At 60.9% G+C, this 22063-nt stretch carries 22 protein-coding genes; 6 read left to right on the plus strand and 16 right to left on the minus strand.

What is annotated here, in order from left to right; genetic code table 11:
* Nucleotides 1-6: 6 nt before the first annotated feature.
* From A7K61_RS00660 to ubiE, 6 genes are read right to left on the minus strand one after another with little or no spacing between them, the layout of a single operon-like run.
* Nucleotides 7-285: a twin-arginine translocase TatA/TatE family subunit gene (locus A7K61_RS00660; protein ID WP_003187877.1), complete on the minus strand. Its 279-nt coding sequence runs from the start codon at nucleotides 283-285 to the stop codon at nucleotides 7-9.
* A 26-nt stretch (nucleotides 286-311) separates the two neighbouring features.
* The gene (locus tag A7K61_RS00665) at nucleotides 312-644 is read right to left on the minus strand and encodes a phosphoribosyl-ATP diphosphatase (RefSeq protein ID WP_003187881.1); all 333 of its coding nucleotides are present in this window, start codon (nucleotides 642-644) and stop codon (nucleotides 312-314) included.
* A 2-nt stretch (nucleotides 645-646) separates the two neighbouring features.
* Nucleotides 647-1039: a phosphoribosyl-AMP cyclohydrolase gene (gene hisI, locus A7K61_RS00670; protein WP_044270698.1), complete on the minus strand. Its 393-nt coding sequence runs from the start codon at nucleotides 1037-1039 to the stop codon at nucleotides 647-649.
* 41 nt (nucleotides 1040-1080) lie between these two features.
* Complete coding sequence (gene ubiB, locus A7K61_RS00675; protein ID WP_032893976.1) at nucleotides 1081-2685, minus strand: ubiquinone biosynthesis regulatory protein kinase UbiB; 1605 nt, start codon at nucleotides 2683-2685, stop codon at nucleotides 1081-1083.
* Nucleotides 2682-3305 (minus strand): SCP2 domain-containing protein, encoded by a 624-nt coding sequence (locus A7K61_RS00680; RefSeq protein WP_019820017.1) that lies wholly within the window; start codon nucleotides 3303-3305, stop codon nucleotides 2682-2684. The genes ubiB and A7K61_RS00680 overlap by 4 nt, the downstream gene beginning before the upstream one ends.
* On the minus strand, nucleotides 3305-4075 hold the full coding sequence (gene ubiE / locus A7K61_RS00685; RefSeq protein ID WP_003171186.1) for a bifunctional demethylmenaquinone methyltransferase/2-methoxy-6-polyprenyl-1,4-benzoquinol methylase UbiE: 771 nt from the start codon (nucleotides 4073-4075) through the stop codon (nucleotides 3305-3307). Before ubiE ends, A7K61_RS00680 begins: the two co-directional genes overlap by 1 nt.
* Before the next feature lie 145 nt (nucleotides 4076-4220).
* Here ubiE and A7K61_RS00690 point away from each other — a divergent pair, with 145 nt between their 5' ends.
* The 3 genes from A7K61_RS00690 to A7K61_RS00700 all read left to right on the plus strand — a co-directional run bounded on the left by A7K61_RS00690 (nucleotide 4221) and on the right by A7K61_RS00700 (nucleotide 5971).
* Entirely contained in the window at nucleotides 4221-4496 is a 276-nt protein-coding gene (locus tag A7K61_RS00690; protein ID WP_034125562.1) for a polyhydroxyalkanoic acid system family protein, read from the plus strand.
* 104 nt (nucleotides 4497-4600) lie between these two features.
* Nucleotides 4601-5023 (plus strand): phasin family protein, encoded by a 423-nt coding sequence (locus A7K61_RS00695; RefSeq protein ID WP_069556708.1) that lies wholly within the window; start codon nucleotides 4601-4603, stop codon nucleotides 5021-5023.
* Between the two features lie 12 nt (nucleotides 5024-5035).
* Complete coding sequence (locus tag A7K61_RS00700; protein WP_069556709.1) at nucleotides 5036-5971, plus strand: phasin family protein; 936 nt, start codon at nucleotides 5036-5038, stop codon at nucleotides 5969-5971.
* A gap of 173 nt (nucleotides 5972-6144) precedes the next feature.
* On the opposite strand, the gene A7K61_RS00705 is transcribed toward A7K61_RS00700, so the two are convergent.
* The 10 genes from A7K61_RS00705 to A7K61_RS00750 all read right to left on the minus strand — a co-directional run bounded on the left by A7K61_RS00705 (nucleotide 6145) and on the right by A7K61_RS00750 (nucleotide 19065).
* A complete protein-coding gene (locus A7K61_RS00705; protein WP_044270704.1) occupies nucleotides 6145-6765 on the minus strand; it encodes a TetR/AcrR family transcriptional regulator in 621 nt (206 codons plus the stop codon).
* Nucleotides 6766-6793: 28 nt separating this feature from the next.
* Nucleotides 6794-8476: a class II poly(R)-hydroxyalkanoic acid synthase gene (gene phaC, locus A7K61_RS00710; protein WP_069556710.1), complete on the minus strand. Its 1683-nt coding sequence runs from the start codon at nucleotides 8474-8476 to the stop codon at nucleotides 6794-6796.
* Between the two features lie 90 nt (nucleotides 8477-8566).
* On the minus strand, nucleotides 8567-9412 hold the full coding sequence (phaZ, locus tag A7K61_RS00715) for a poly(3-hydroxyalkanoate) depolymerase (RefSeq protein ID WP_003187895.1): 846 nt from the start codon (nucleotides 9410-9412) through the stop codon (nucleotides 8567-8569).
* A 161-nt stretch (nucleotides 9413-9573) separates the two neighbouring features.
* Nucleotides 9574-11253 (minus strand): class II poly(R)-hydroxyalkanoic acid synthase, encoded by a 1680-nt coding sequence (gene phaC / locus A7K61_RS00720; protein WP_047712392.1) that lies wholly within the window; start codon nucleotides 11251-11253, stop codon nucleotides 9574-9576.
* A 249-nt stretch (nucleotides 11254-11502) separates the two neighbouring features.
* The gene (locus A7K61_RS00725; protein ID WP_034125568.1) at nucleotides 11503-11880 is read right to left on the minus strand and encodes a gamma-butyrobetaine hydroxylase-like domain-containing protein; all 378 of its coding nucleotides are present in this window, start codon (nucleotides 11878-11880) and stop codon (nucleotides 11503-11505) included.
* Nucleotides 11881-12040: 160 nt separating this feature from the next.
* Entirely contained in the window at nucleotides 12041-13378 is a 1338-nt protein-coding gene (gene hslU / locus A7K61_RS00730; protein WP_044270712.1) for an ATP-dependent protease ATPase subunit HslU, read from the minus strand.
* 37 nt (nucleotides 13379-13415) lie between these two features.
* On the minus strand, nucleotides 13416-13946 hold the full coding sequence (gene hslV / locus A7K61_RS00735; protein ID WP_003171209.1) for an ATP-dependent protease subunit HslV: 531 nt from the start codon (nucleotides 13944-13946) through the stop codon (nucleotides 13416-13418).
* Between the two features lie 255 nt (nucleotides 13947-14201).
* Nucleotides 14202-14903, minus strand: a complete 702-nt coding sequence (locus A7K61_RS00740) for an SPOR domain-containing protein (RefSeq protein WP_003187899.1) — start codon at nucleotides 14901-14903, stop codon at nucleotides 14202-14204.
* 1 nt (nucleotide 14904) lies between these two features.
* The gene (gene argS / locus A7K61_RS00745) at nucleotides 14905-16641 is read right to left on the minus strand and encodes an arginine--tRNA ligase (RefSeq protein WP_044270713.1); all 1737 of its coding nucleotides are present in this window, start codon (nucleotides 16639-16641) and stop codon (nucleotides 14905-14907) included.
* Between the two features lie 204 nt (nucleotides 16642-16845).
* Entirely contained in the window at nucleotides 16846-19065 is a 2220-nt protein-coding gene (locus A7K61_RS00750) for a primosomal protein N' (protein ID WP_044270715.1), read from the minus strand.
* Nucleotides 19066-19488: 423 nt separating this feature from the next.
* On the opposite strand from A7K61_RS00750, the gene rpmE reads away from it, so the two are divergent.
* The 3 genes from rpmE to A7K61_RS00765 all read left to right on the plus strand — a co-directional run bounded on the left by rpmE (nucleotide 19489) and on the right by A7K61_RS00765 (nucleotide 21991).
* On the plus strand, nucleotides 19489-19719 hold the full coding sequence (gene rpmE, locus A7K61_RS00755; RefSeq protein WP_003187904.1) for a 50S ribosomal protein L31: 231 nt from the start codon (nucleotides 19489-19491) through the stop codon (nucleotides 19717-19719).
* A 14-nt stretch (nucleotides 19720-19733) separates the two neighbouring features.
* Nucleotides 19734-20540, plus strand: a complete 807-nt coding sequence (locus A7K61_RS00760; protein WP_069556711.1) for a thermonuclease family protein — start codon at nucleotides 19734-19736, stop codon at nucleotides 20538-20540.
* A 182-nt stretch (nucleotides 20541-20722) separates the two neighbouring features.
* On the plus strand, nucleotides 20723-21991 hold the full coding sequence (locus A7K61_RS00765; protein WP_047712395.1) for a malic enzyme-like NAD(P)-binding protein: 1269 nt from the start codon (nucleotides 20723-20725) through the stop codon (nucleotides 21989-21991).
* The last annotated feature ends 72 nt before the right edge of the window (nucleotides 21992-22063 follow it).

A 22063-nucleotide genomic window follows, 5' to 3' on the forward strand; every position in this document is an offset into this window, starting at 1 on the left:
CAGTGCTCACGAGTCTTTGCGGGTCGGCTCTTGGACCTTTTCAGCCTGAACGTCGAAGGTACGGCGCTCGGTGATCGGCTGGGTGGCCTGCGGGTGAACAGGCTGGGCCGGTGGCACCGGGTTGGCGCTTGGCTCGGCTGGCTTTTCATCATCGTTCATGGCTTTGCGAAAGCCCTTGATCGACTCGCCCACATCGGTGCCCAGGTTCTTGAGTTTCTTGGTACCGAACACCAATACCACCACCACCAGAATGACGATCCAGTGTTTCCAGTCAAAAATGCCCATGCTTCAAATCCTCAAGTCTTAGTTATTCAGGCGGACGGGCGCGAAGCCTTCTCGGCGTGCCCGGACAAGCCGAAGCGACGGTCCAGTTCATCCAGCACGGCCTGTGGGTGCTGCCCCAGTTGGGCGAGCATCACCAGGCTATGGAACCACAAGTCTGCGGTCTCATAGATTACATCGCTGTAATCACCGCTGATTTGCGCGTCCTTGGCCGCAATGATGGTCTCGACGGATTCTTCGCCGAGTTTTTCCAGAATCTTGTTCAGACCCTTGTGGTACAGGCTGGCGACGTAGGAGCTGTCGGCATCCGCGCCTTTGCGGTCTTCCAGCACCTGGGCCACACGGTTCAGGGTATCGCTCATGTTCAGTGTCCTGCTGGGTAGATGGCGTGCGGGTCTTTGAGCACCGGCTCCACAATCTTCCATTCGCCATTCTCGAACACGCGATAGAAGCAACTGTGGCGGCCAGTGTGGCAGGCAATGCCGCCGATCTGTTCGACCTTGAGGATCACCACGTCGGCATCGCAGTCCAGGCGCAGCTCATGCAGGGTCTGCACGTGCCCGGATTCTTCGCCCTTGCGCCACAGTTTGCCACGCGAACGTGACCAGTAGATGGCGCGCTGCTCGGCGGCGGTAAGGCTCAGGGCCTCGCGGTTCATCCAGGCCATCATCAGCACGCGCCCGGTCTTGTAGTCCTGGGCAATGGCCGGCACCAGGCCGTCATTGTCCCATTTGATCTCATCCAGCCAGTCTTTCATGTTCGGCTCCGGCAATTTGCGACAGTGTATAACCGGATGGGCTATCGACGCACGATCAGATAAACACCCACGGCGACCATGATGCCGGCTGGCCAGTGGCCCAGTTGGTTCAATGGCCCACCAATCGCCAGCATCACCCCGCCCACCAGATGCGCGGCGCCGAGCAGGCGCAGGAACCAATCGTCCTTGCGCTTGCGCCACGGTGGCTCAGGGTCCTTGGCGTGGGGCTGGGACATGCGCTCCAGCAGGTCGCGGGTCATGTTGGCCAGGTGCGGCAGCTGTTCGAACTGGCTGTGCAGGTTGCCCAGCATGGTTTTGGGGCTCATGCGCTCGCGCATCCAGCGTTCCAGGAAGGGTTGCGCGGTGTTCCACAAATCGAGGTCCGGGTACAGCTGGCGGCCCAGGCCTTCGATGTTCAGCAGGGTCTTTTGCAACAGCACCAGTTGCGGCTGCACTTCCATATTGAAGCGCCGCGCGGTCTGGAACAGGCGCATCAGCACCTGGCCGAAGGAAATATCTTTTAACGGTTTTTCGAAGATCGGCTCACACACCGTGCGGATCGCCGCTTCGAATTCATTGAGCTTGGTTTCCGCCGGCACCCAGCCCGAATCAATGTGCAATTGCGCCACACGGCGGTAGTCGCGCTTGAAGAAGGCAAACAGGTTGCGCGCCAGGTAATCCTGGTCTTCGGGGGTGAGGCTGCCGACGATGCCGCAGTCGATGGCGATGTACTGCGGGCTCCACGGGTTGACGGTGCTGACGAAGATGTTGCCCGGGTGCATGTCGGCGTGGAAGAAACTGTCGCGGAACACTTGGGTGAAGAAAATCTCCACACCGCGCTCGGCCAGCATCTTCATGTCGGTGCGCTGGTCGGCCAGGGTCGCAAGGTCGGTGACCTGCACGCCGTAGATGCGCTCCATCACCAGCACTTTTGGCCGGCACCAGTCCCAATACACTTGCGGCACGTACAGCAGTTGCGAACCTTCGAAGTTGCGTCGCAATTGGCTGGCGTTGGCCGCTTCGCGCAGCAGGTCGAGTTCGTCGTAGATGGTTTTTTCGTAGTCGGCGACCACGTCCACCGGGTGCAGCAGGCGCGCATCGGCGGAGAAGCGTTCGGCCGCGCGGGCGAGGACAAACAGCCACGCCAGGTCCTGGCCGATGATCGGCTTGAGGCCTGGGCGAATGACTTTCACCACTACTTCTTCGCCGGTCTTGAGTTGCGCGGCGTGCACTTGCGCCACCGACGCCGAGGCCAGGGGCTCGACGTCGAAGCGGCTGAACACCTCGCTGATCTTCTGGCCCAGCTGTTCTTCGATCAGCGCCATCGACTGCTGCGAGTCGAATGGCGGCACGCGGTCTTGCAGCAGCATCAGCTCGTCGGCGATGTCTTCGGGCAACAGGTCGCGGCGGGTGGAGAGGATCTGCCCGAACTTGATGAAGATAGGCCCCAAGTCCTGCAACGCCAGGCGCAGGCTGGCGCCACGGCTCAACGGCGACGGCTTGCGCGGCAACCAGCGCCACGGCAGCACATAACGCACCGCCAGCAAAAACCACGGCAAGGGCAGGGCAAACAGCAGGTCATCGAGACGGTAGCGGATTACGACGCGCTGGATACGAAACAAACGGCGGACGGCGAGCAGCTTCATGCGTTATCGCTTGGATCAAGGGAACGGCTCAAGCGCTCGAAGCGGGCCTCGAGGCGTTCCAGGTCGATTTTGGCCTTGTCGAGCTCGCGAAAGCGCGCTTGCGCTTCCCGTTGCCCGACCAGGGTGCGCGATTCTTCGCTCAGGTATTCGGCAAGGTTCTGGTTGAGGCTGGCGAACCCTTGCTGATACCAGCGCGAGCGGCTGCGCAGGTGCCCGCTGATCAACTGGGTGGCGACGGGGCCGATCCAGCGCGACAGTTCGTATTCCCAGTCCAGCTCCAGGTCTTGCAGCACGGCGGCCAGGTCCATCAGCACCGCGCTGTCGCCTTCCAGCTCCACCTCGGGGCTGTGGAGGATGGCAGTCTTGTTGCGGCTCAGTGCCAGGTGCAACAGGCTGGAGGCCGGCGCACGCAAGGTGCAATCGGCTTCAGCGGCCCATTGGGTGGCGAGCAGCAGGCCTTCATCGCTGGGCAGGATAAACAGCTGCAAGGCGGGGCTGCGGCAATCGACGGCGATGACTTTGCCGGTCAGGTGCGCGAGCCGCGCCAGGGCGGTGCTGTCCAGGCGCAGTACACGGTTGAGGCCGTGCTCGACGCTGGCGAGAAGACCTTGCAGCAGCATCAGGGCTTGATGCCGCGGTGCAGGGCGACGATGCCGGACGTCATGTTGTGGTAGGTCACGCGGTCGAAACCGGCCTCCACCATCATCGACTTCAGGGTTTCCTGGTCCGGGTGCATGCGGATCGACTCGGCCAGGTAGCGGTAGCTCTCGGCATCGTTGGTGATCAACTTGCCCATCAACGGCATGAAGGCGAAGGAGTACGTGTCGTAGACCTTGGACATCAGCGCGTTGGTCGGCTTGGAGAACTCCAGCACCAGCAGGCGGCCACCCGGCTTGAGCACGCGCAGCATCGAGCGGATCGCGTCTTCCTTGTGGGTCACGTTACGCAGGCCGAAGGCAATGGTCACGCAGTCGAAATGGTTGTCGGGGAACGGCAGCTTTTCAGCGTCGGCCTGGACGAATTCGATATTGCCGGCCACGCCTTTGTCGAGCAGGCGGTCGCGGCCAACCTTGAGCATCGAGCCGTTGATATCGGCCAATACCACCTGGCCGGTGGGGCCAACCAGCTTGGAGAACTTGGCCGCCAGGTCGCCGGTGCCACCGGCGATGTCCAGCACCCGGTTGCCGGTGCGTACGCCCGACAACTCGATGGTGAAGCGCTTCCACAGGCGGTGCATGCCGCCGGAGAGCACGTCGTTCATCAGGTCGTACTTGGCTGCCACGGAGTGGAACACCTCAGCGACTTTTTCCGCCTTTTGGCTTTCCGGGACGTTCTTGAAGCCGAAGTGAGTGGTGGGTTCGGCATCGCTGCCTTTGCGCTGATCAGTCATATCGCTGTCACCAAAAGAGAATGCGGGACATGATAATCCCCAAGGCCTACTTTGTCTTGGCAAGGCTGCAGGTAAGATAGGCGCTCATCGAGACCTTTTGCCGCATGGCGGGTGTTCTGAGTCGTTATAAAGAGGAGTCATTGCAATGGCCCGTATTACCGTTGAGCGTGAACACACCCTGGGAAAAGAACAGGCGCGGGCCAAGGCTGAGCAATTGGCGCGCAAACTCGAGGATAAATATGGGGTGGAGTCCTCATGGGCTGGCGACACCCTGAAGCTCAAGCGCTCCGGGGTTAAAGGCACGGTATTGGTGGCCGATGATTCGCTGCGCATTGATGTGGAACTTGGCCTGTTGATGTCGGCCATGAGTGGCACGATCAAGTCCGAAATCGAAAAAGCCCTGGATAAGGCCCTGGCCTGATACGCCTGTGCTTAGGGTGCCGATTCTAATTTTAAACCCTACTTTGTGCCCAAGCCCTCAACTCCTGCGGGCTGTCCGCCACCCAATTCTGTGTGAGGTGCACCATGGCCAAAGTTATTTTGAAGAAAAAAATCGACGTTCAGACTACCCCTCTGAGTGAGGTTAAAAGCTATGCCCGCAAGATCTGGCTGGCGGGTCTTGGTGCCTACGCCAAGGTCGGCAGCGAGGGCAGCGAGTACTTCAAGGAACTCGTTAGAAGTGGTCAACGTGTTGAAAGTAAAGGTAAAAAAGTTGTAGTTGAACAACTTGATGCCGCCAACAGTCAGATTGACCAAGTAAAGAGTAACGTCTCCGGCGTCAAAGGCCTGGTTGAAGTTCAACTGGATAAAGTTGAAAAAGCTTTTGATACTCGTGTCGCCAGTGCCTTGAATCGGATCGGCATTGCGTCTAAACATGACGTGGAGACACTCTCTGCTAAGCTCGAAGAGCTGACGGCATTGCTCGAACGTGTCGCGCGTAAACACTAAGGAGACATCGGGATGGCTGTTAAAAAGACTACTCAGAAAGAAGGCAGCTCGTGGGTCGGGAAAGTTGAAGAATATTCCCGCAAAATCTGGCTCGCTGGTTTAGGCGTGTACTCGAAGATCGACAGTGACGGCAGCAAACTCTTCGAGACCCTGGTTAAAGACGGCGAGAAAGCCGAGAAGTTGACCAAGAGCACGGTTGGTAAAAAAGTCGACGCTGCCAAGGCGAGCGCGGGTTCCGCCAAGTCGAGCATTTCGGATACCTGGGGCAAGTTGGAAGAGACTTTCGACAAACGCCTCAACAGTGCTATTTCGCGACTGGGCGTACCGAGCAAGGCGGAGTTGAAGGCGCTGCACAGCAAGGTCGATACCTTGACCAAGCAAATCGAAAAACTCACCGGCGCCAAAGCGGCTCCCGCCAAGACTGCCGCCGCCAAGCCTGCAGCAAAACCGGCGGCCAAACCAGCAGCTAAAACCGCAGCTGCAAAACCCGCCGCCAAAACTGCCGCCAAGCCTCTGGTTAAAGCCGCCGCCAAACCGGCTGCAAAACCTGCCGCAAAAGCGCCAGCCAAAGCTGCTGCAAAACCTGCGGCCAAGCCAGCGGCTAAAACCGCTGCCGCCAAACCTGCAGCCAAGCCTGCCGCTAAGCCAGTGGCCGCTAAAACCGCCGCCAAACCAGCGGCGAAACCGGCTGCCAAACCTGCGGCTAAAACCGCTGCGGCCAAACCTGCTGCCAAGCCCGCCGCTGCGAAACCAGCGGCCAAACCTGCCGCGGCCAAAAAGCCTGCGGTAGCGAAAAAACCGGCAGCCGCCAAGCCCGCCGCAACGGCCAAGCCAGCCACGGCGCCAGCACCGGCCGCTTCTACCGCCAATTCGGTGTCCGCACCGACGCACGCGGCAGCTACCCCGACTACAGCGCCGGCCACCCCGACGCCATCCAGTCAGTCCTGATTTCTACGGGACACAAAAAAACGCCCGGTCTGCGAAGATCGGGCGTTTTTTATGAAGATCCAAGAAACGCCGCATTTCCAATGTGGGAGCGGGCTTGCTCGCGAAGGCGGTGTGTCAGTTGATGCATGTGCAAGCTGATACTCCGCCTTCGCGAGCAAGCCCGCTCCCACACTTCAATCCAGGTCATCCAGATATTTGAGTGCGAACCGCTCGGTCGCCTGCCGCGCCGTCGGCAGCAGATGCGGCGCCACCAGCATCATGATCTGGTACACCACTACCCGCACCTCACCTTCACGGTCCAGGATCCGCTGGTAATCCAGCGAAAACAGCAAAGTCAGGGTGATCTGCTCCACCAGTTGCCCCAACGCCTGGGTATCGCTGACCAGTTGCCCTGCCGCCTTCAGCCGAGCAAGCAATGACGCCAAGGTGCGCTTGAGCGCCGTGAGCAGGTGACGGATCCCCTTGGCCAGCTTGGGCAAGCGCCCGGCCAGGTTCGACAGGTCCTGGAACAGAAACCGGTAGTGGGCCATGCGCTCGACAATCAGGTGCAGGAACAGCCAGTAATCCTCGGCCTCCAGTTGCGCATCGACGGGAGGGTCCAGCAGTGGCGCCAGCTCAGATTGAAAACGCTCGAACAGCCCGAGCACCAGGGGCTCTTTGCCATGGAAGTGGTAGTAGAGGTTGCCGGGGCTGATCCCCATTTCATTGGCCACCTCCATGGTCGACACGTTCGGTTCGCCCTTTTGGTTGAACAACTGCAGGGCACATTCAAGGATACGGTCGCGGGTCTTCATCCAGTCTTCTTAAAGTTGATCGCTGAGCTCAGCGCACTCGCACGTAAGTGCCCGGCGCCGCTTCCATCGGTGGGTAATTCTGGTTGCCCAGGGCGGTGAGGGTTTCGCGTTGTACACCGGAGCGTTTTTGCACCCACTCCAGCCACTGCGGCCACCAACTGCCTTCGACGTGCTGGGCGTCGTAATACCAGGCCCGTGGGTCGCTGCTCAGCTTGGGGTTCTCGACGTAGTTGGCCTTGGGGTTGCCCGGTGGGTTGAGGATGCTCTGGATATGCCCGCTGTTGGACAGCACAAAGCGCCGCTCGCCACCCAGCAGTTGCGTGGAGCGGTACACCGCATCCCACGGGGTGATGTGGTCGTTGATGCCGGCCACGCTGAAGCTGTCCACCGCGACCTTGCGCAAGTCGATGGGCGTGCCGCATACCTCCAGGCCGCCAGGGTGGCTCAGGGGGTTGTGCTTGAAAAAATCCAGCAGATCGCCGTGCAAGGCCGCAGGCAGGCGCGTGTTGTCGTTGTTCCAGTACAGGATGTCGAATGCCGGCGGTTCCTTGCCCAGCAGGTAATTGTTGATCCAGTAATTCCAGATCAGGTCGTTGGGGCGCATCCAGGCAAACACCTTGGCCATGTCGCGACCATCCAGCACGCCTTGCTGGTAGGAGCGGCGCTTGGCGGCCTCCAGGGTTTGCTCATCGGCGAATAGGGTTGCGGGGCTGTCGATCTGGCTGTCCAGCAGGCTTACCAGGTAACTGGCGCTGGAGATGCGCCGCAACTGGCGCTTGGCTTGCAGGTGGCCTTGCAGCGCGGCGATGGTCAGGCCCCCGGCGCAGGCGCCCATCAGGTTGACCTCGCGGGCGCCGGTGATGGCCCGGCACACGTTGAGCGCTTCTTCCAGCGCCGCCACGTAGGTGGACAGGCCCCATTCGCGATGCCGCACGTCCGGGTTACGCCAGCTGACCATAAAGGTCTGCAGGCCGTTTTTGAGCGCGTATTGCACAAAGCTGTTGGCCGGGCTCAGGTCGAAAATGTAGTACTTGTTGATTTGCGGCGGCACCACCAGCAGTGGCTTGGCGTACTGTTTTTCGCTCATGGGCTTGTATTGGATCAGCTCCAGCAGCTCATTGCGAAACACCACCGAACCGGGCGTGGTCGCCACGGTCTTGCCCACTTCAAAGGCGTGCTTGCTGACCTGGCGCGGCAAACCGTTGTTGTGCAGCAGGTCTTCGAACAAATTACTCACGCCACGCACTACGCTGTTGCCGCCGGAGTTGAGCAACTCCTTGATCGCCAGCGGGTTGAGCAGGGTGTTGGAAGGGGACACGGCATCGTTGAGCAGGGCGAAGGCGAACTGCGCGCGGGCGCGATCATCGTCACTGAGGGCGCTGTCATCGATCCACTGCCGTGTCTGTTTTTGCCAGCTCAGATAGGCTTGCAAGCTGCGGCGGTACAGCGGGTTGAGCTTCCAGGTGGGGTCGCTGAAGCGATGGTCCCTGGGGTTGGGTTCGTGCACGGTCACACCCAGCAGCACGCGGCCCAGTTGGCCGCCCAGGGCCAGGGCGTGGCGGGCGGTGTGCATCGGGTTGCGCAGGCCATGCGCGGCCACGGTACGCAGGGTCGACAGCAAGTCCCGGCCACGCAGGCCGGTGATCGCATTTTGTGCGTTGATGAACGTAGCGGGGGTGGGCGCCGGGTTCGTCACGGGTCTTTCTCGCATGAGCCAACACTCCTTCGTCAAGACATCAAGCAGGCACGCCAAACCAGAACCATAGTCGGTTCCTGGCAAGTTGCGCGGTGGTGTGTTCCTTCACACCGCCGGTCGCGGATGTATCACGGCGCGCAGGCGCTCCTCTTCGAGAAACTTCATGATGATCGGCGCCACGGCTTCGGCCCGGGTGATCAGGAACAGGTGGCCGTCATCGATGATGTGCAACTGTGCATTGGGGATGCGCCAGGCGAGCAGGCGCATGTTGACCAGCGGGATCAGCGGGTCATCGTCGCCGGCCAGCACCAGGGTGGGCTGGCGGATCTTGTGCAGCCAATGAATGCTGGTCCAGCCCAACCCGGCAAACAACTGCCAGTAGTAACCCAGCTTGCCGGCCGAGCGCACTTTGCTGGCGTGTTCGGCGGCCAGTTTGGAATCACGGCGGAACGAGCCGCCATAAATCATCGGTGCAATGCGCACCACGTGGGACGGCTGGATGTAACGCCTGGGGCTTGCCATCAGCCACAAAACCTTCGGTTTGCCCGGCACCATGAAGGCCCCGGCCGCCGTGGCCGCCAGGATCAATTTCTTGCAGCGCTCGGGATAGTCATAGGCAAATTGCTGGGCCAGCGCGCCGCCCCAGGACACGCCCACGGCGTTCACTTGGCCGTAATCCAGGTAGTCGAGCATGCGCGCGGTGAGCTTGGCCAGGCCGGGGAAACGGTAGGGCCGGTTCGGCGTCGAGGAACCGCCCACGCCGGGCACGTCGAAGGCGATCACTTCCAGGTCCGGGTCCAGGGCCTGGACGAACGGAAACACCAGCTCAAGGTTGGCGCCGATGCCGTTGAAGATCAGCAGGGGCGTCAAGTGCGGCTTGCCCGGACGCACCGCCGTGCGGATGGTCTGGCCATCCAGGTCGATGGTACGGAAGATGAACGGTTGCGGCATGCTCAAGCCCTGTGAAGTGTTACAGCCGGAATGCGATCAAAAATGTGGGAGCTGGCTTGCTCGCGAATGCGGTATTTCGGTTGGCACATCTGATACTGATACACCGCATTCGCGAGCAAGCCAGCTCCCACATCTGATCTCATTTCAATTACAAAAAGTGCCTAGCGTTCATGTACATAGGTACCCGGCGCCGCTTCGGCGGCGGCATAGGTTTTATTGCCTAATGTCGTCGGGGCTTTTTTCAGTTTCCCCGCCCGCTCTGCCTGCCACACCTGCCAATGCAGCCACCACGAGTCAGTGTGCTTGGTCGCATTCTCCTGCCACTCCAGCGCACTGCCGGCCAGGCCTTCGCTGGTCTGGTAGCGCGCCTTGGGGTTGCCCGGCGGGTTGAGGATGCTCTGGATATGCCCGCTGCTGGACAGCACAAACTCGACTTTGCCGCCGAACAATTGCGCTGACTTGTAGCAGGACTGCCACGGCGTGATGTGGTCGTTGGTGCCGGCCAGGGAATAGATATCGGCGGTGACCTGCTTGAGGTCGATGGGCGTGCCGCACACTTCCAGAGCGTTGGGGCGTACCAGTGGGTTGTTCTTGAACAGTTCGATCAGGTCGCCATGGAACGCCGCCGGCAAGCGGGTGGTGTCGTTGTTCCAGAACAGGATGTCGAATACCGGCGGCTCGTTGCCCAGCAGGTAGTTGTTGACCCAATAGTTCCAGATCAGGTCGTTGGGGCGCATCCAGGCAAAGACCTTGGCCATGTCACGGCCTTCCAGCACGCCGGCCTGGTAAGAGTGGCGCTTGGCCGCTTCCAGGGTCTGTTCATCCACAAACAGCGCCACCTGGGTGTCCAGGGTGGTATCCAGCACGCTCACCAGCAGGGTCAGGGCGTTGACCTTCTTCTGCCCCAGCGCCGCGTAGTGGCCCAACAGCGCGGTGCAGGTGATGCCGCCGGAGCAGGCGCCGAGCATATTCACGTCTTTGCTGCCGGTAATCGCCGTGACCACCTCGACCGCTTCCTTCAGCGCCTCGATATAGGTGGACAGCCCCCATTCGCGCTGGGCCTTGGTGGGGTTGCGCCAACTGACGATAAAGGTCTGCTGGCCATTGCGCAGGCAGAAGCGCGCCAGGCTTTTATCCGGGCACAGGTCGAAGACGTAGAACTTGTTGATCTGCGGCGGCACCACCAGCAGCGGGCGTTCGTGTACCTGTTCGGTAATGGGCTTGTACTGGATCAGCTCCAGTACATCGTTGCGAAACACCACCGCGCCTTCGCTGGTGCCCAGGGTTTTGCCGACTTCGAAGGCGCCCATGTTGACCTGGCTGGGCATGCCGCCGTTATGCACCATGTCCTTGGCCAGGTGGGACAGGCCGTCGAGCAGGCTTTTGCCGCCGGTTTCAAAGAAGCGTTTGACCGCCGCCGGGTTGGCCGCGCTGTTGGTGGGGGCCATGGCTTCGGTCATCAGGTTGATCACGAAATGGCCACGGCTGATGTCTTGTGCCGACAGGTTGCTGTCGTCGATCCAGTCGTGAAGTTCCTTGCGCCACGCCAGGTAAGTCTGCAAATAACGTTTGTAGAGCGGGTTCTGGCTCCAGGCCGGGTCGTTGAAGCGACGGTCGTCGCCCTCGGGCACCAGTGCGGATTTGCCGAACATGACGTTCTTCAATTCGACGCCAAAGTGGGCGACGTGCTTGACGCTGTGCAACGGTTGCTTGATGGCTTGGGTCAGCACCATCTTGGCCGAGGCCAATAAATCCTTTTTGCGTAACGCGATGATCGGGTTCAACCCCAGGGTGTTTTCCGAGGCCTGGCGTTTCAAGTCATCGTTATTCTTGTTACTCATCTACGACGCTCCATTGTCCGAAAGACGAGTACCGGCGATTGCTGCGCACCCAATTTCGATACACGACACCAGCCTGGTACTGCGACTCGGGTGACCGTTGATACCGCATCGTCAAATGCAGGGAACTTGCCAGCTCCATTGGTTACCCGAGTTTATTTTTTTTCGCAAGCGGGCCAATCGTTGGCCACGCGACAGGGCATTCAAGCAGATGAAATTAGAAAATGCGCTCTAAACAGCAAGACCCTTGGGCTAGAGCATCAGCCGCACGACCGACTCACTCGGATCGCGGGTTTTTCCAGCGGCTTTGAGCTCGGCCAGGTAGTCGGCCCACAAAGCGTCCTGACGTACGGCCAACTGATAGAGGTAATCCCAGGTGAACAGTCCGCTGTCATGACCGTCGTCGAAGGTCAATTTCAGTGCGTACTGGCCGGCCGGTTCCAGCTTGATCAACCGGACGTTGAGCTTGCCGAATTGCAGGATGGGTTTGCCGTGGCCCTGGACCTCGGCGGAAGGCGAGTGCACCCGCAGAAATTCAGCGGGCAACTGATAGGTTTCATCCGGCCCGTAGGTCAGGCCGAGGGTGTTGGAGGTTTTGTGCAGGTTTACTGCGGTAGGAAATTTCGACATTGGAGATAACCCTGTAGGAACCGGCTCAAAATGTGAGAGGGACCAATGTGGGAGCCGGGCTTGCCCGCGATGCAGGCACCTCGGTGTTTCAGGAACACTGAGGTGATGCTATCGCAGGCAAGCCAGCTCCCAAACAAGCCACTCTCACATTGAGTGAGGCTTACAGGATATAACGAGACAAGTCTTCGTTCTGCGCCAATTCGCCCAAGTGGCTGTTGACGTAATCAGCATCGATCTTGATCGCTTCGCCATTCTGCGCACCGGCCATGTCGCCGGCACTGAAGGACACTTCCTCCAGAAGACGCTCAAGCAAGGTATGCAGGCGACGGGCACCGATGTTCTCGGTCTTCTCGTTGACCTGCCAGGCGATCTCCGCCAGGCGCTTGATACCGTCTGCCTGGAATTCGATACCCAGCCCTTCGGTTTTCAGCAACTCGCGGTACTGCTCGGTGAGCGAGGCATGCGGCTCGCTGAGGATGCGCTCGAAGTCGCCCGGCGTCAGCGCCTTGAGTTCCACCCGAATTGGCAGGCGGCCTTGCAGCTCGGGCACCAGGTCGCTGGGCTTGCTCAGGTGGAAGGCACCGGAGGCGATAAACAGGATGTGGTCAGTCTTGACCATGCCCAGCTTGGTGTTGACCGTGCAGCCCTCGATCAGCGGCAGCAAATCGCGCTGCACGCCTTCGCGGGACACATCCACGCCGCCGGAGTTGCCGCGCTTGGCCACTTTGTCGATCTCGTCGATAAACACGATGCCATGTTGCTCGACCGCTTCCAGGGCCTTGGCCTTGAGTTCTTCCTCATTGACCAGGCGCCCGGCTTCTTCGTCGCGCACCAGCTTGAGCGCGTCCTTGACCTTGAGCTTGCGGCTTTTCTTCTTGCCCTTGCCCATGTTGGCGAACAGGTTTTGCAACTGGCTGGTCATTTCTTCCATGCCAGGCGGGGCAGAGATATCCACGCCGGACACTTCGGCCACTTCGATCTCGATTTCCTTGTCATCCAACTGGCCTTCACGCAGGCGCTTGCGGAACAGCTGACGGGTGTTGGAATCCGACGAAGGTGCGGCATCTTCGTTGAAACCCATGCGTGCCGGTGGCAACAGGGCGTCGAGGATGCGCTCTTCAGCGGCGTCTTCGGCGCGGTGGCTGACCTTGGTCACTTCCTGTTCGCGCAGCATCTTCAGGGCGGCGTCAGCCAGGTCTCGAATGATCGACTCGACATCGCGGCCCACATAGCCGACTTCGGTGAACTTGGTCGCTTCGACCTTGATGAACGGTGCATTGGCCAGTTTGGCCAGGCGCCGGGCGATCTCGGTTTTACCGACGCCGGTAGGGCCGATCATCAGGATGTTCTTGGGCGTTACTTCAACGCGCAGTTCTTCCGGCAGTTGCATCCGGCGCCAGCGGTTACGCAGCGCAATGGCAACGGCGCGCTTGGCATCGTCCTGGCCGATGATATGGCGGTTGAGTTCATGGACGATTTCGCGGGGAGTCATGGACATAGTGTTTGGCGGCCTCAAGCCTGAATAAGCCCAGGGCTTATTCGGCGAGGTCCTGCTCCTCAATGGTCTGGTTGTGGTTGGTGAACACGCAGATATCGCCGGCGATACCCAAGGCGGTCTCGACGATTTCACGGGCCGACAGGTCGGTTTTCTTCAGCAGCGCGCTGGCCGCAGCCTGGGCGTAGCCGCCGCCTGAACCCATGGCGATCAGGCCATGCTCGGGTTCAACCACGTCGCCGTTGCCGGTGATGATCAGGGAAGCGTCTTTGTTCGCAACCGCGAGCATGGCCTCCAGGCGGCTGAGGGAGCGGTCGGTGCGCCATTCTTTGGCAAGTTCCACAGCGGCGCGCACCAGGTGGCCCTGGTGTTTCTCAAGCTGGCCTTCGAAACGCTCGAACAGGGTAAAGGCGTCGGCGGTTGCGCCTGCGAAGCCGGCAAGCACCTGGCCGTGGTACAGGCGGCGCACTTTCTTGGCGTTGCCTTTCATCACGGTGTTGCCCAGGGAAACCTGGCCGTCGCCGCCCATGACAACTTTGCCGTGGCGACGTACTGAAACGATGGTGGTCAAGGGGAGAGTCTCCACGCAGCGGGGCGAAAATGCCCTGATGGAAACTCATATGGGGGTGGCGAGGGGGATTTCAACCGTAGGAAGGCAGGGCGGACGAGTGGTGTTTATGGGTTCGACACTTACTTGAGCACGCTGCAAACCAAAGTGGGAGCTGGCTTGCCTGCGATATCGGTGCGTCAGTCACTGAAACATTGACTGTCACACCGCTATCGCAGGCAAGCCAGCTCCCACATTAAAACCGGGTTGGCTGCTGGATCAGCGGCTCTGGCGTTGTTGTAACAACAGGTTGCTAAACCCTGCGCCGGCCAATTGCTTTTGCGCCACGGTCAGCTGTTCACGGTTGCTGAACGGCCCCACCAAGACGCGATACCAGGTCGCGTCCTTCACCGTGCCAGACTCCACCGATACCGACTGGCCCAACAGAATGATCTGTGCGCGTACACGGTCCGCATCCGCCTGTTTCGGGAACGAACCCGCTTGCAGGAAGAACTTGGTCACCGGCGCAGCCTTGGTGGCTGCCACGGGCGGTGCTGGCGGCGGCGTGATGCCGGCCAGCGCGGCCTGGGCGCGGGCGGTGTCGATTTTCGCCGCTTCTGCTGGGGTTACCGGCGTGGTCGGCACCTGTGGCGTCGGCAGGGTTTTTTCCGGCACGGCGTCAGGCGGCACGATCACTTCCGACTCCGGCAGCAGCGTGTAGAAGTCGTACTTGGGCTTTACCGGTGCAGTCGGGCTCGGCGCGGTCTTGTTGGCTTCGGCGATTTTCGTGGCCTTTTGCTGCTCCTGTTTGACGCGCTTGACGTCATCGCCCTGGCCGGGCTCCAGCTTCATCAGAAACACGATAAATGCGCCGACCGTAAGGCCGATGGCCATCCACAGCCAACCCGGAATCGGTTGCTTCGCCGGGGCCTGGTAGCGGCTGGCGCCGCGCTTGGGTGCAGGTTTTTTCTTGGCAGCCAACTTACATACGCTCCAGAGTTTCCAGGCCCAAGAGTTCCAGGCCTTGCTTGAGGGTGCGTCCAGCCAATGCGGCAAGGCGCAGGCGACTTTGTTTCTGGGCTTCGTCGTCGGCGGTCAGGATCGGGCAGTTCTCGTAGAAGCTGGAGAACAGGCCGGCCACTTCGTACAAATAGGTGCACAGGATGTGCGGCGTGCCTTTTTCGCCAACGCTGTTGAGCACTTCGCCAAATTGCGCGAGCTTGGCCGCCAGTTCCTGTTCATGGGCGGCGTCCAGCGCAATCTGGCCTTGGACTTCGCTGAAGTCTTTGCCCAGTTTGCGGAATACACCGGCCACGCGAGTGTAGGCGTACAGCAGGTACGGTGCGGTGTTGCCTTCGAAGTTGAGCATCAGGTCGAAGTTGAAGCTGTAGTCGCTGGTGCGGTGCTTGGACAGGTCGGCGTATTTCACCGCGCCAATGCCCACGACGCGGGCGATGTTGCGCAGGTCGGCCTCGGCCAGCTCCGGGTTCTTTTCCTTCACCAGGTTGTAGGCACGTTCCTGGGCTTCGGTCAGCAGGTCGATCAGCTTCACGGTGCCGCCGTCACGGGTCTTGAACGGGCGGCCATCGGCGCCGTTCATGGTGCCAAAGCCCATGTGCTCCATGTGCATCGGGTGGGTGACGAAACCGGCGCGCCGCGCCACTTCGAACACCTGCTGGAAGTGCAGGGCCTGGCGCTGGTCGACGAAGTACAGCGCACGGTCAGCCTTGAGCACGCCACTGCGGTAACGCACGGCGGCCAGGTCAGTGGTGGCGTAGAGGTAGCCGCCATCGGCCTTGACGATGATCACCGGCAGCGGCTCGCCGTCGGCGGTCTTGAATTCTTCGAGGAACACGCACTGGGCGCCGTTGCTCTCGACCAGCAGGCCCTTGGCCTTGAGGTCGTTGACCACGTTGATCAGGTCGTCGTTATAGGCGCTTTCGCCCATCACGTCGGCCATGGTCAGTTTCACGTTGAGCAGCTCGTAGATTTCCTGGCAGTGAGACAGGGAAATCTCACGGAAGCGGTTCCACAGCGCCAGGCACTCTTGGTCGCCGGCCTGTAGCTTGACCACCAGGCCACGGGCGCGGTCCGCGAACTCTTCAGACTCGTCGAACCGCTTTTTGGCGGCACGGTAGAAGTTTTCCAGGTCGGCCAGTTCGTTGCTGGTGATCGGGTTTTCTTGCAGGTAGGCCATCAGCATGCCGAACTGGGTACCCCAGTCGCCCACGTGGTTCTGGCGGATCACGGTGTCGCCGAGAAACTCCAACACCCGTGCCACGCCGTCGCCAATGATGGTGGAGCGCAGGTGGCCCACGTGCATTTCCTTGGCCAGGTTCGGCGCCGACAGGTCAATGACCACGCGCTGGCTGTCGCCGGCCTTGCGTGCACCGATGCGGGCATCGGCCAGGGCGGCATCCAGGCGCGACGCCAGGGCCTGGGTGTTCTGGAAGAAGTTGATAAAGCCTGGGCCTGCGATTTCGGCCTTGGTGACACTGGCGTCAGCCGGCAGGGCTGCGATGATTTTTTCGGCCAGGTCGCGCGGCTTCATGCCGGCCGGCTTGGACAGCATCATCGCGATGTTGCTGGCGAAGTCGCCGTGGGTCTTGTCGCGGGTGTTCTCCACCTGGATCGCCGGCGACAGGCCTTCAGGCAACACACCTTCGTTGACGAGTTGGGTGAGGGCTTGTTGGATCAGCTGGCGAATGGTGTCTTTCATGGTGTTCTCTTTCGACCGCAAGCGGCGGCGCGCGATGCGCAGGTGGAAAAACTGGGCATTATCCGTGGCGAGGGCGGGCTTGCCAACCGTTCAGACTATATGGCGGACCTGCGGGCCTCTTCGCGGGCAAGCCCGCTCCCACATTTAAGGGTATTCACATTTCATAATGTGGGAGCTGGCTTGCCTGCGATGACGTAATTACCCTCAATACAAATCTACCGGGTCTACATCCAACGACCATCGCACCTGCCGACCGCTGGGCAGTTGCTCCAGCTCAAGCATCCAGCGACTTAATAGCCGATGCAGCGGTGCGCGGGAGGTTGCCTGCAAGAGTAGCTGAGCCCGATAACGTCCGGCGCGTCGCTCCATGGGCGCTGGCACCGGGCCGAGTAATTCGATGCCACTGAGGGCCAGCTCGCCCAATAAACGTTCGGCCGCGCTGCAGGCCTCATCAAGAAAGCCTTCGGCCTGCCCGGGTTTGTGGGCTTCGGCACGCAGCAGCGCCAGGTGTGCAAAGGGCGGCAGGCCGGCGGCGCGGCGTTCGCTCAAGGCTTGCTCGGCGAAGGCAAAGTAGCCTTGTTCCGTCAGTTGAATCAGCAGCGGGTGGTCGGCCAGGTGCGTCTGGATAATCACCCGGCCTGGCTCTTCGGCCCGCCCGGCGCGCCCTGCTACCTGCACGATCAACTGCGCCATGCGCTCGCTGGCGCGAAAATCGCCGGAAAACAGCCCACCGTCGGCATCCAGGATCGACACCAGGGTCACCCGTGGGAAGTGATGCCCTTTGGCAAGCATCTGCGTGCCCACCAGAATGCACGGTTGGCCCTTGTGGATGGTGGTGAACAGTTGATTCATGGCGTCCTTGCGCGACGTGCTGTCGCGGTCGACCCGCAGCACCGGGTAGTCCGGGAACAGAATGCCCAGGCGTTCTTCGGCGCGCTCGGTGCCGGCGCCCACGGGCCGCAGGTCCACCTTGCCGCACTGTGGGCAATGGCGCGGTACCCGTTCCACATGGCCGCAGTGATGGCAGCGCAACTCGCCGTGGCGCTGGTGCACGGTCATGCGCGCATCGCAGCGCTCGCACCCAGACATCCAGCCGCAGTCATGGCACAGCAGCGTTGGGGCAAAGCCGCGGCGGTTGAGAAACACCAATACCTGCTGGCCGGCGGCGAGGGTCTGGCCAATGGCCTGTTGCATCGGGCCGGAAATGCCGCTGTCCAGCGGGCGGCTTTTCACGTCCAGGCGCAGGAAACGCGGTTGTTTGGCGCCGCCAGCGCGCTCGTTCAAGCGCAGCAGCCCGTAACGGCCGGTGTAGGCGTTATGCAGGCTTTCCAGGGAAGGCGTGGCCGAGCCCAGCACAATCGGGATGTCTTCCTGGCGCGCGCGCACCAGCGCCAGGTCGCGGGCGTGGTAGCGCAAACCTTCCTGCTGTTTATAGGAGCCATCGTGCTCCTCGTCGACGATGATCAGCCCGGGGTTTTTCATCGGCGTGAACAGTGCTGAACGCGTGCCGATAATAATGTCGGCCTCGCCGTCCCGCGCCGCCAGCCAAGACTCCAGGCGTTCACGGTCATTGACTGCCGAGTGCACCAGGGCGATACGGGCATTGAAGCGTTGCTCGAAACGCGCCACGGTCTGCGGGCCCAGGTTGATCTCCGGGATCAGCACCAGTGCCTGCTTGCCGGCCTGCAGGGTCTCGCGGATCAGTTGCAAATAGACTTCGGTCTTGCCACTGCCGGTGACACCGGCCAACAGGAACGCGTGGAAACTGTCGAAACCGGCGCGAATCGCCTCATACGCGGCGCGTTGCTCGGGGTTCAGCGGCAACTCCGGTTGGGCCAGCCAGTGTTCGTGGCGCGGGTCCGGGGCGTGCTTGCGAATTTCCACCTGCACCAGGCCCTTGGCCAGCAGCAGGTCGAGGCTGTCTTTGCTCAGCATCAGCTTGCTTAATAGCTGGTGGGCCACGCCGTGGGGATGCTGCGCCAAGGTGGCCAGGGCCTCACGCTGGCGCGGGGCGCGGGCGATGCGCGGGTCATCGAGGCGTGCGCCGGGCACCATCGACCAGAAACGCTCCTGGCGCGCTTCGGCCAGTTCGCCCTGGCGCAGCAGCACAGGCAGCGCCCAGCTCAAGGTATCGCCCAGGCTGTGTTGGTAATACTGCGCGGTCCACAGGCACAGCTTGAACAGTGCGGGCGGCAGCGGCGGCGTGGCGTCGAGCAAGGCAATCGCCGGCTTGAGCTTTTCGGCAGGCACTTCGCTGTGGTCGGCGACTTCCACCAGAATACCGATCAGTTCCCTGCGCCCGAATGGCACGCGCACACGCATGCCCGGTTGCAACTGCGCACGCGACACGCCGGGCGGGGCCCGGTAATCGAACAGGCGGCGCAGGGGCGAGGGCAGGGCTAGGCGCAAAATGGCGTCGGGCACGCGAGGAGTCTCATCTATTAAGGCAAGCGGTGGCGCAGGGGCGCGAGCCTAGCAGACCGGGGGTGTCCCGTCTTCAGTACTGGAACCGGATGTTGTGGGAGCTGGCTTGCCCCAATCGCCTACCGTAGGAGCGGGCTTGCTCGCGAAAAACGTCAACGATAACGCGTGCTTCCTGAATCAACGCGGCGTCTGTGAGTTTTTCGCGAGCAAGCTCGCTCCTACAAAAAGCCCTTGACTGACTGGCATTGCAGCAAGCCCGGCTCCCACATAGATGGCGCAGTGCCAGGGTTTTCTGATGAAAGGTGTTTTTTGGCCATTGCCGTCGCTTGCGCGATTAAAAAGGTCTGGTAGAATCCGCGGCCTAATTACGTGCGGTATTCGACAATAGTGTCGAGTGGCGGCACGCTAGCCTGAGGAAGTGCCATGAAAGCCGATATCCATCCAGCGTACGAAACCATCGTAGTTACCTGCAGCTGCGGCAACAAGTTCGAAACTCGTTCGAACCTGTGCAAGCCACTGGGTACTGACGTATGCAACGAGTGCCACCCGTTCTACACCGGTAAGCAGAAAACTCTGGACACCGGCGGCCGCGTACAGCGCTTCGCAGATCGCTTTGGTGCTTTCGGCAAGAAGCCTGCTACTCCAGCAGAGTAAGGTTCAAGAGCCTTATGGGCTTTTACCCGCTGTTGAAAAAGGCGTCCCTTGTGGGCGCCTTTTTTGTGCCTGGGATTTGGCTGGCGACCGCTCAGGCCCAAGCATTCTGCCCCGCCCCGGCGGCCATCGCCCGGGTCGAGGTGCAGCGTGTGGTGGATGGCGACACGGTGCGGCTCAAGGATGGTCGCAGCGTACGCATGATCGGCCTCAACGCGCCGGAAACCGGCAAGAAGGGTCGCCCTGACGAGCCATTTGCCGTCGCCGCGCGCCAGCGCCTGCAGGCGTTGGTCAAGGCCAGTGATGGGCGTCTCGGCCTGGTGCCGGGGCGTGAAGCCAAAGATCATTACGGGCGCACCCTGGCTCACCTCTACGGCGCCAATGGCGAGAACCTGGAGGCACAGCTGCTGGCCGAGGGCCTGGGGTACCAAGTGGGCGTGGCGCCGAATGTGGACCTGGTTGCCTGCCAGCAGGCAGCCGAAAACAGCGCCCGCCAGGCACGGCTCGGTTTGTGGCGCCAATCGCCGGTGCAAAGCGTGGCCAATCTCAAGCGCTCCGGGTTTGCCCTGGTGGCTGGTCGGGTCAGCAAAGTTGAGCGCAATCGCGGCGGAATCTGGATTGAACTGCAGGGTTCACTGGTATTACGCATTGCGCCCGAATTGATCAGCCAATTCGATACGGCCATGCTCAATGGTTTGCAAGGCCGCACCCTGGAGGCGCGTGGCTGGGTGCAGGATCGCGCCCGCCGTGGCAGCCTGAAAAAAGGCCAAGCACGCTGGTTGTTGCCAATAACCGACCCTGGCATGCTGAAATCGACGCTTTGAATAAAAAATTGTAGACATTTTTTATTTCGATTGTGAACAGTTGAGCCCTTGTATCCCGTGGCTCTTGGCCAAAAGTCGTAGCCCAGGGCCCTTGACACCTGTGACTGCCCAGTCTTGTAGGGACTTTACGACACGCGTATCCTCGGCGGTCCGTCGACCAACAGTAAAAGCGGAATGCCGATATGTCTGATTTGAAAACTGCCGCTCTCGAATACCATGCCAATCCTCGTCCAGGAAAGCTGAGTGTAGAGCTCACCAAAGCCACTGCCACTGCCCGCGACCTGTCGCTGGCCTACAGCCCTGGTGTTGCCGAACCCGTACGTGAAATCGCCCGTGACAAAGAGCTGGCGTACAAGTACACCGGCAAAGGCAACCTGGTTGCAGTGATTTCCGATGGCACCGCGATTCTGGGCCTGGGTAACCTCGGCCCATTGGCTTCCAAGCCAGTCATGGAAGGTAAGGGCGTGCTGTTCAAGCGCTTTGCCGGCATCGACGTGTTCGACATCGAAGTCGACTCCGAAAGCCCGCAGGCGTTCATCGACACCGTCAAGCGCATTTCCATCACGTTCGGTGGCATCAACCTGGAAGACATCAAGGCACCTGAGTGCTTCGAGATCGAAAAGGCCCTGATCGAGCAGTGCGACATTCCGGTATTCCACGATGACCAGCACGGCACCGCGATCGTTACCGCAGCCGGCATGATCAACGCCCTGGAAATTGCTGGCAAAACCCTGAGCGAGGCGAAAATCGTCTGCCTGGGCGCCGGTGCCGCGGCCATTTCCTGCATGAAGCTGATCATCAGCATGGGCGCCAAGCTGGAAAACATCTACATGGTCGACAGCAAGGGCGTGATCCAGTCCGAGCGTACCGACCTGAACCAGTACAAGGCGATGTTTGCCCACCCGTCCTCCAAGCGCACCCTGGCTGACGCCCTCGACGGTGCCGACGTGTTCGTTGGCCTGTCCGGCCCGAACCTGCTGAGCGCTGAAGGCCTCAAGTCCATGGCGCCGAACCCTATCGTGTTCGCCTGCTCCAACCCGGACCCGGAAATCGCGCCTGAGCTGGCCCACGCCACCCGCAGCGACGTGATCATGGCCACCGGCCGTTCGGACTACCCGAACCAGGTCAACAACGTATTGGGCTTCCCGTTCATCTTCCGTGGTGCCCTGGACGTTCGCGCCAAGCGCATCAACGAAGAGATGAAAGTGGCCGCTGCCAACGCCCTGCGTGAACTGGCCAAGCTGCCGGTACCTCAGGACGTGTGCGACGCCTACGGTGGCGCCAAGCTGGAATTCGGTCGTGAGTACATCATTCCAAAACCAATGGACAAGCGCCTGATCACCCTGATCTCCGATGCCGTGGCCAAGGCCGCTATCGAGACCGGTGTGGCCACCCTGCCGTATCCGAAGAACTACCCGCTGCAAAGCGTGGATGATGTGTTCAACGGCTAAGCTGTTGTAGCGCACCAACAAAAAGCCCCGGCTCGAATGAGTCGGGGCTTTTTTGTGGCTTGCGATTCACGC

The sequence above is a fragment of the Pseudomonas sp. AP42 genome, from assembly GCF_001728935.1.
In the GTDB taxonomy this organism is placed as follows: Bacteria; Pseudomonadota; Gammaproteobacteria; order Pseudomonadales; family Pseudomonadaceae; genus Aquipseudomonas; species Aquipseudomonas lactis.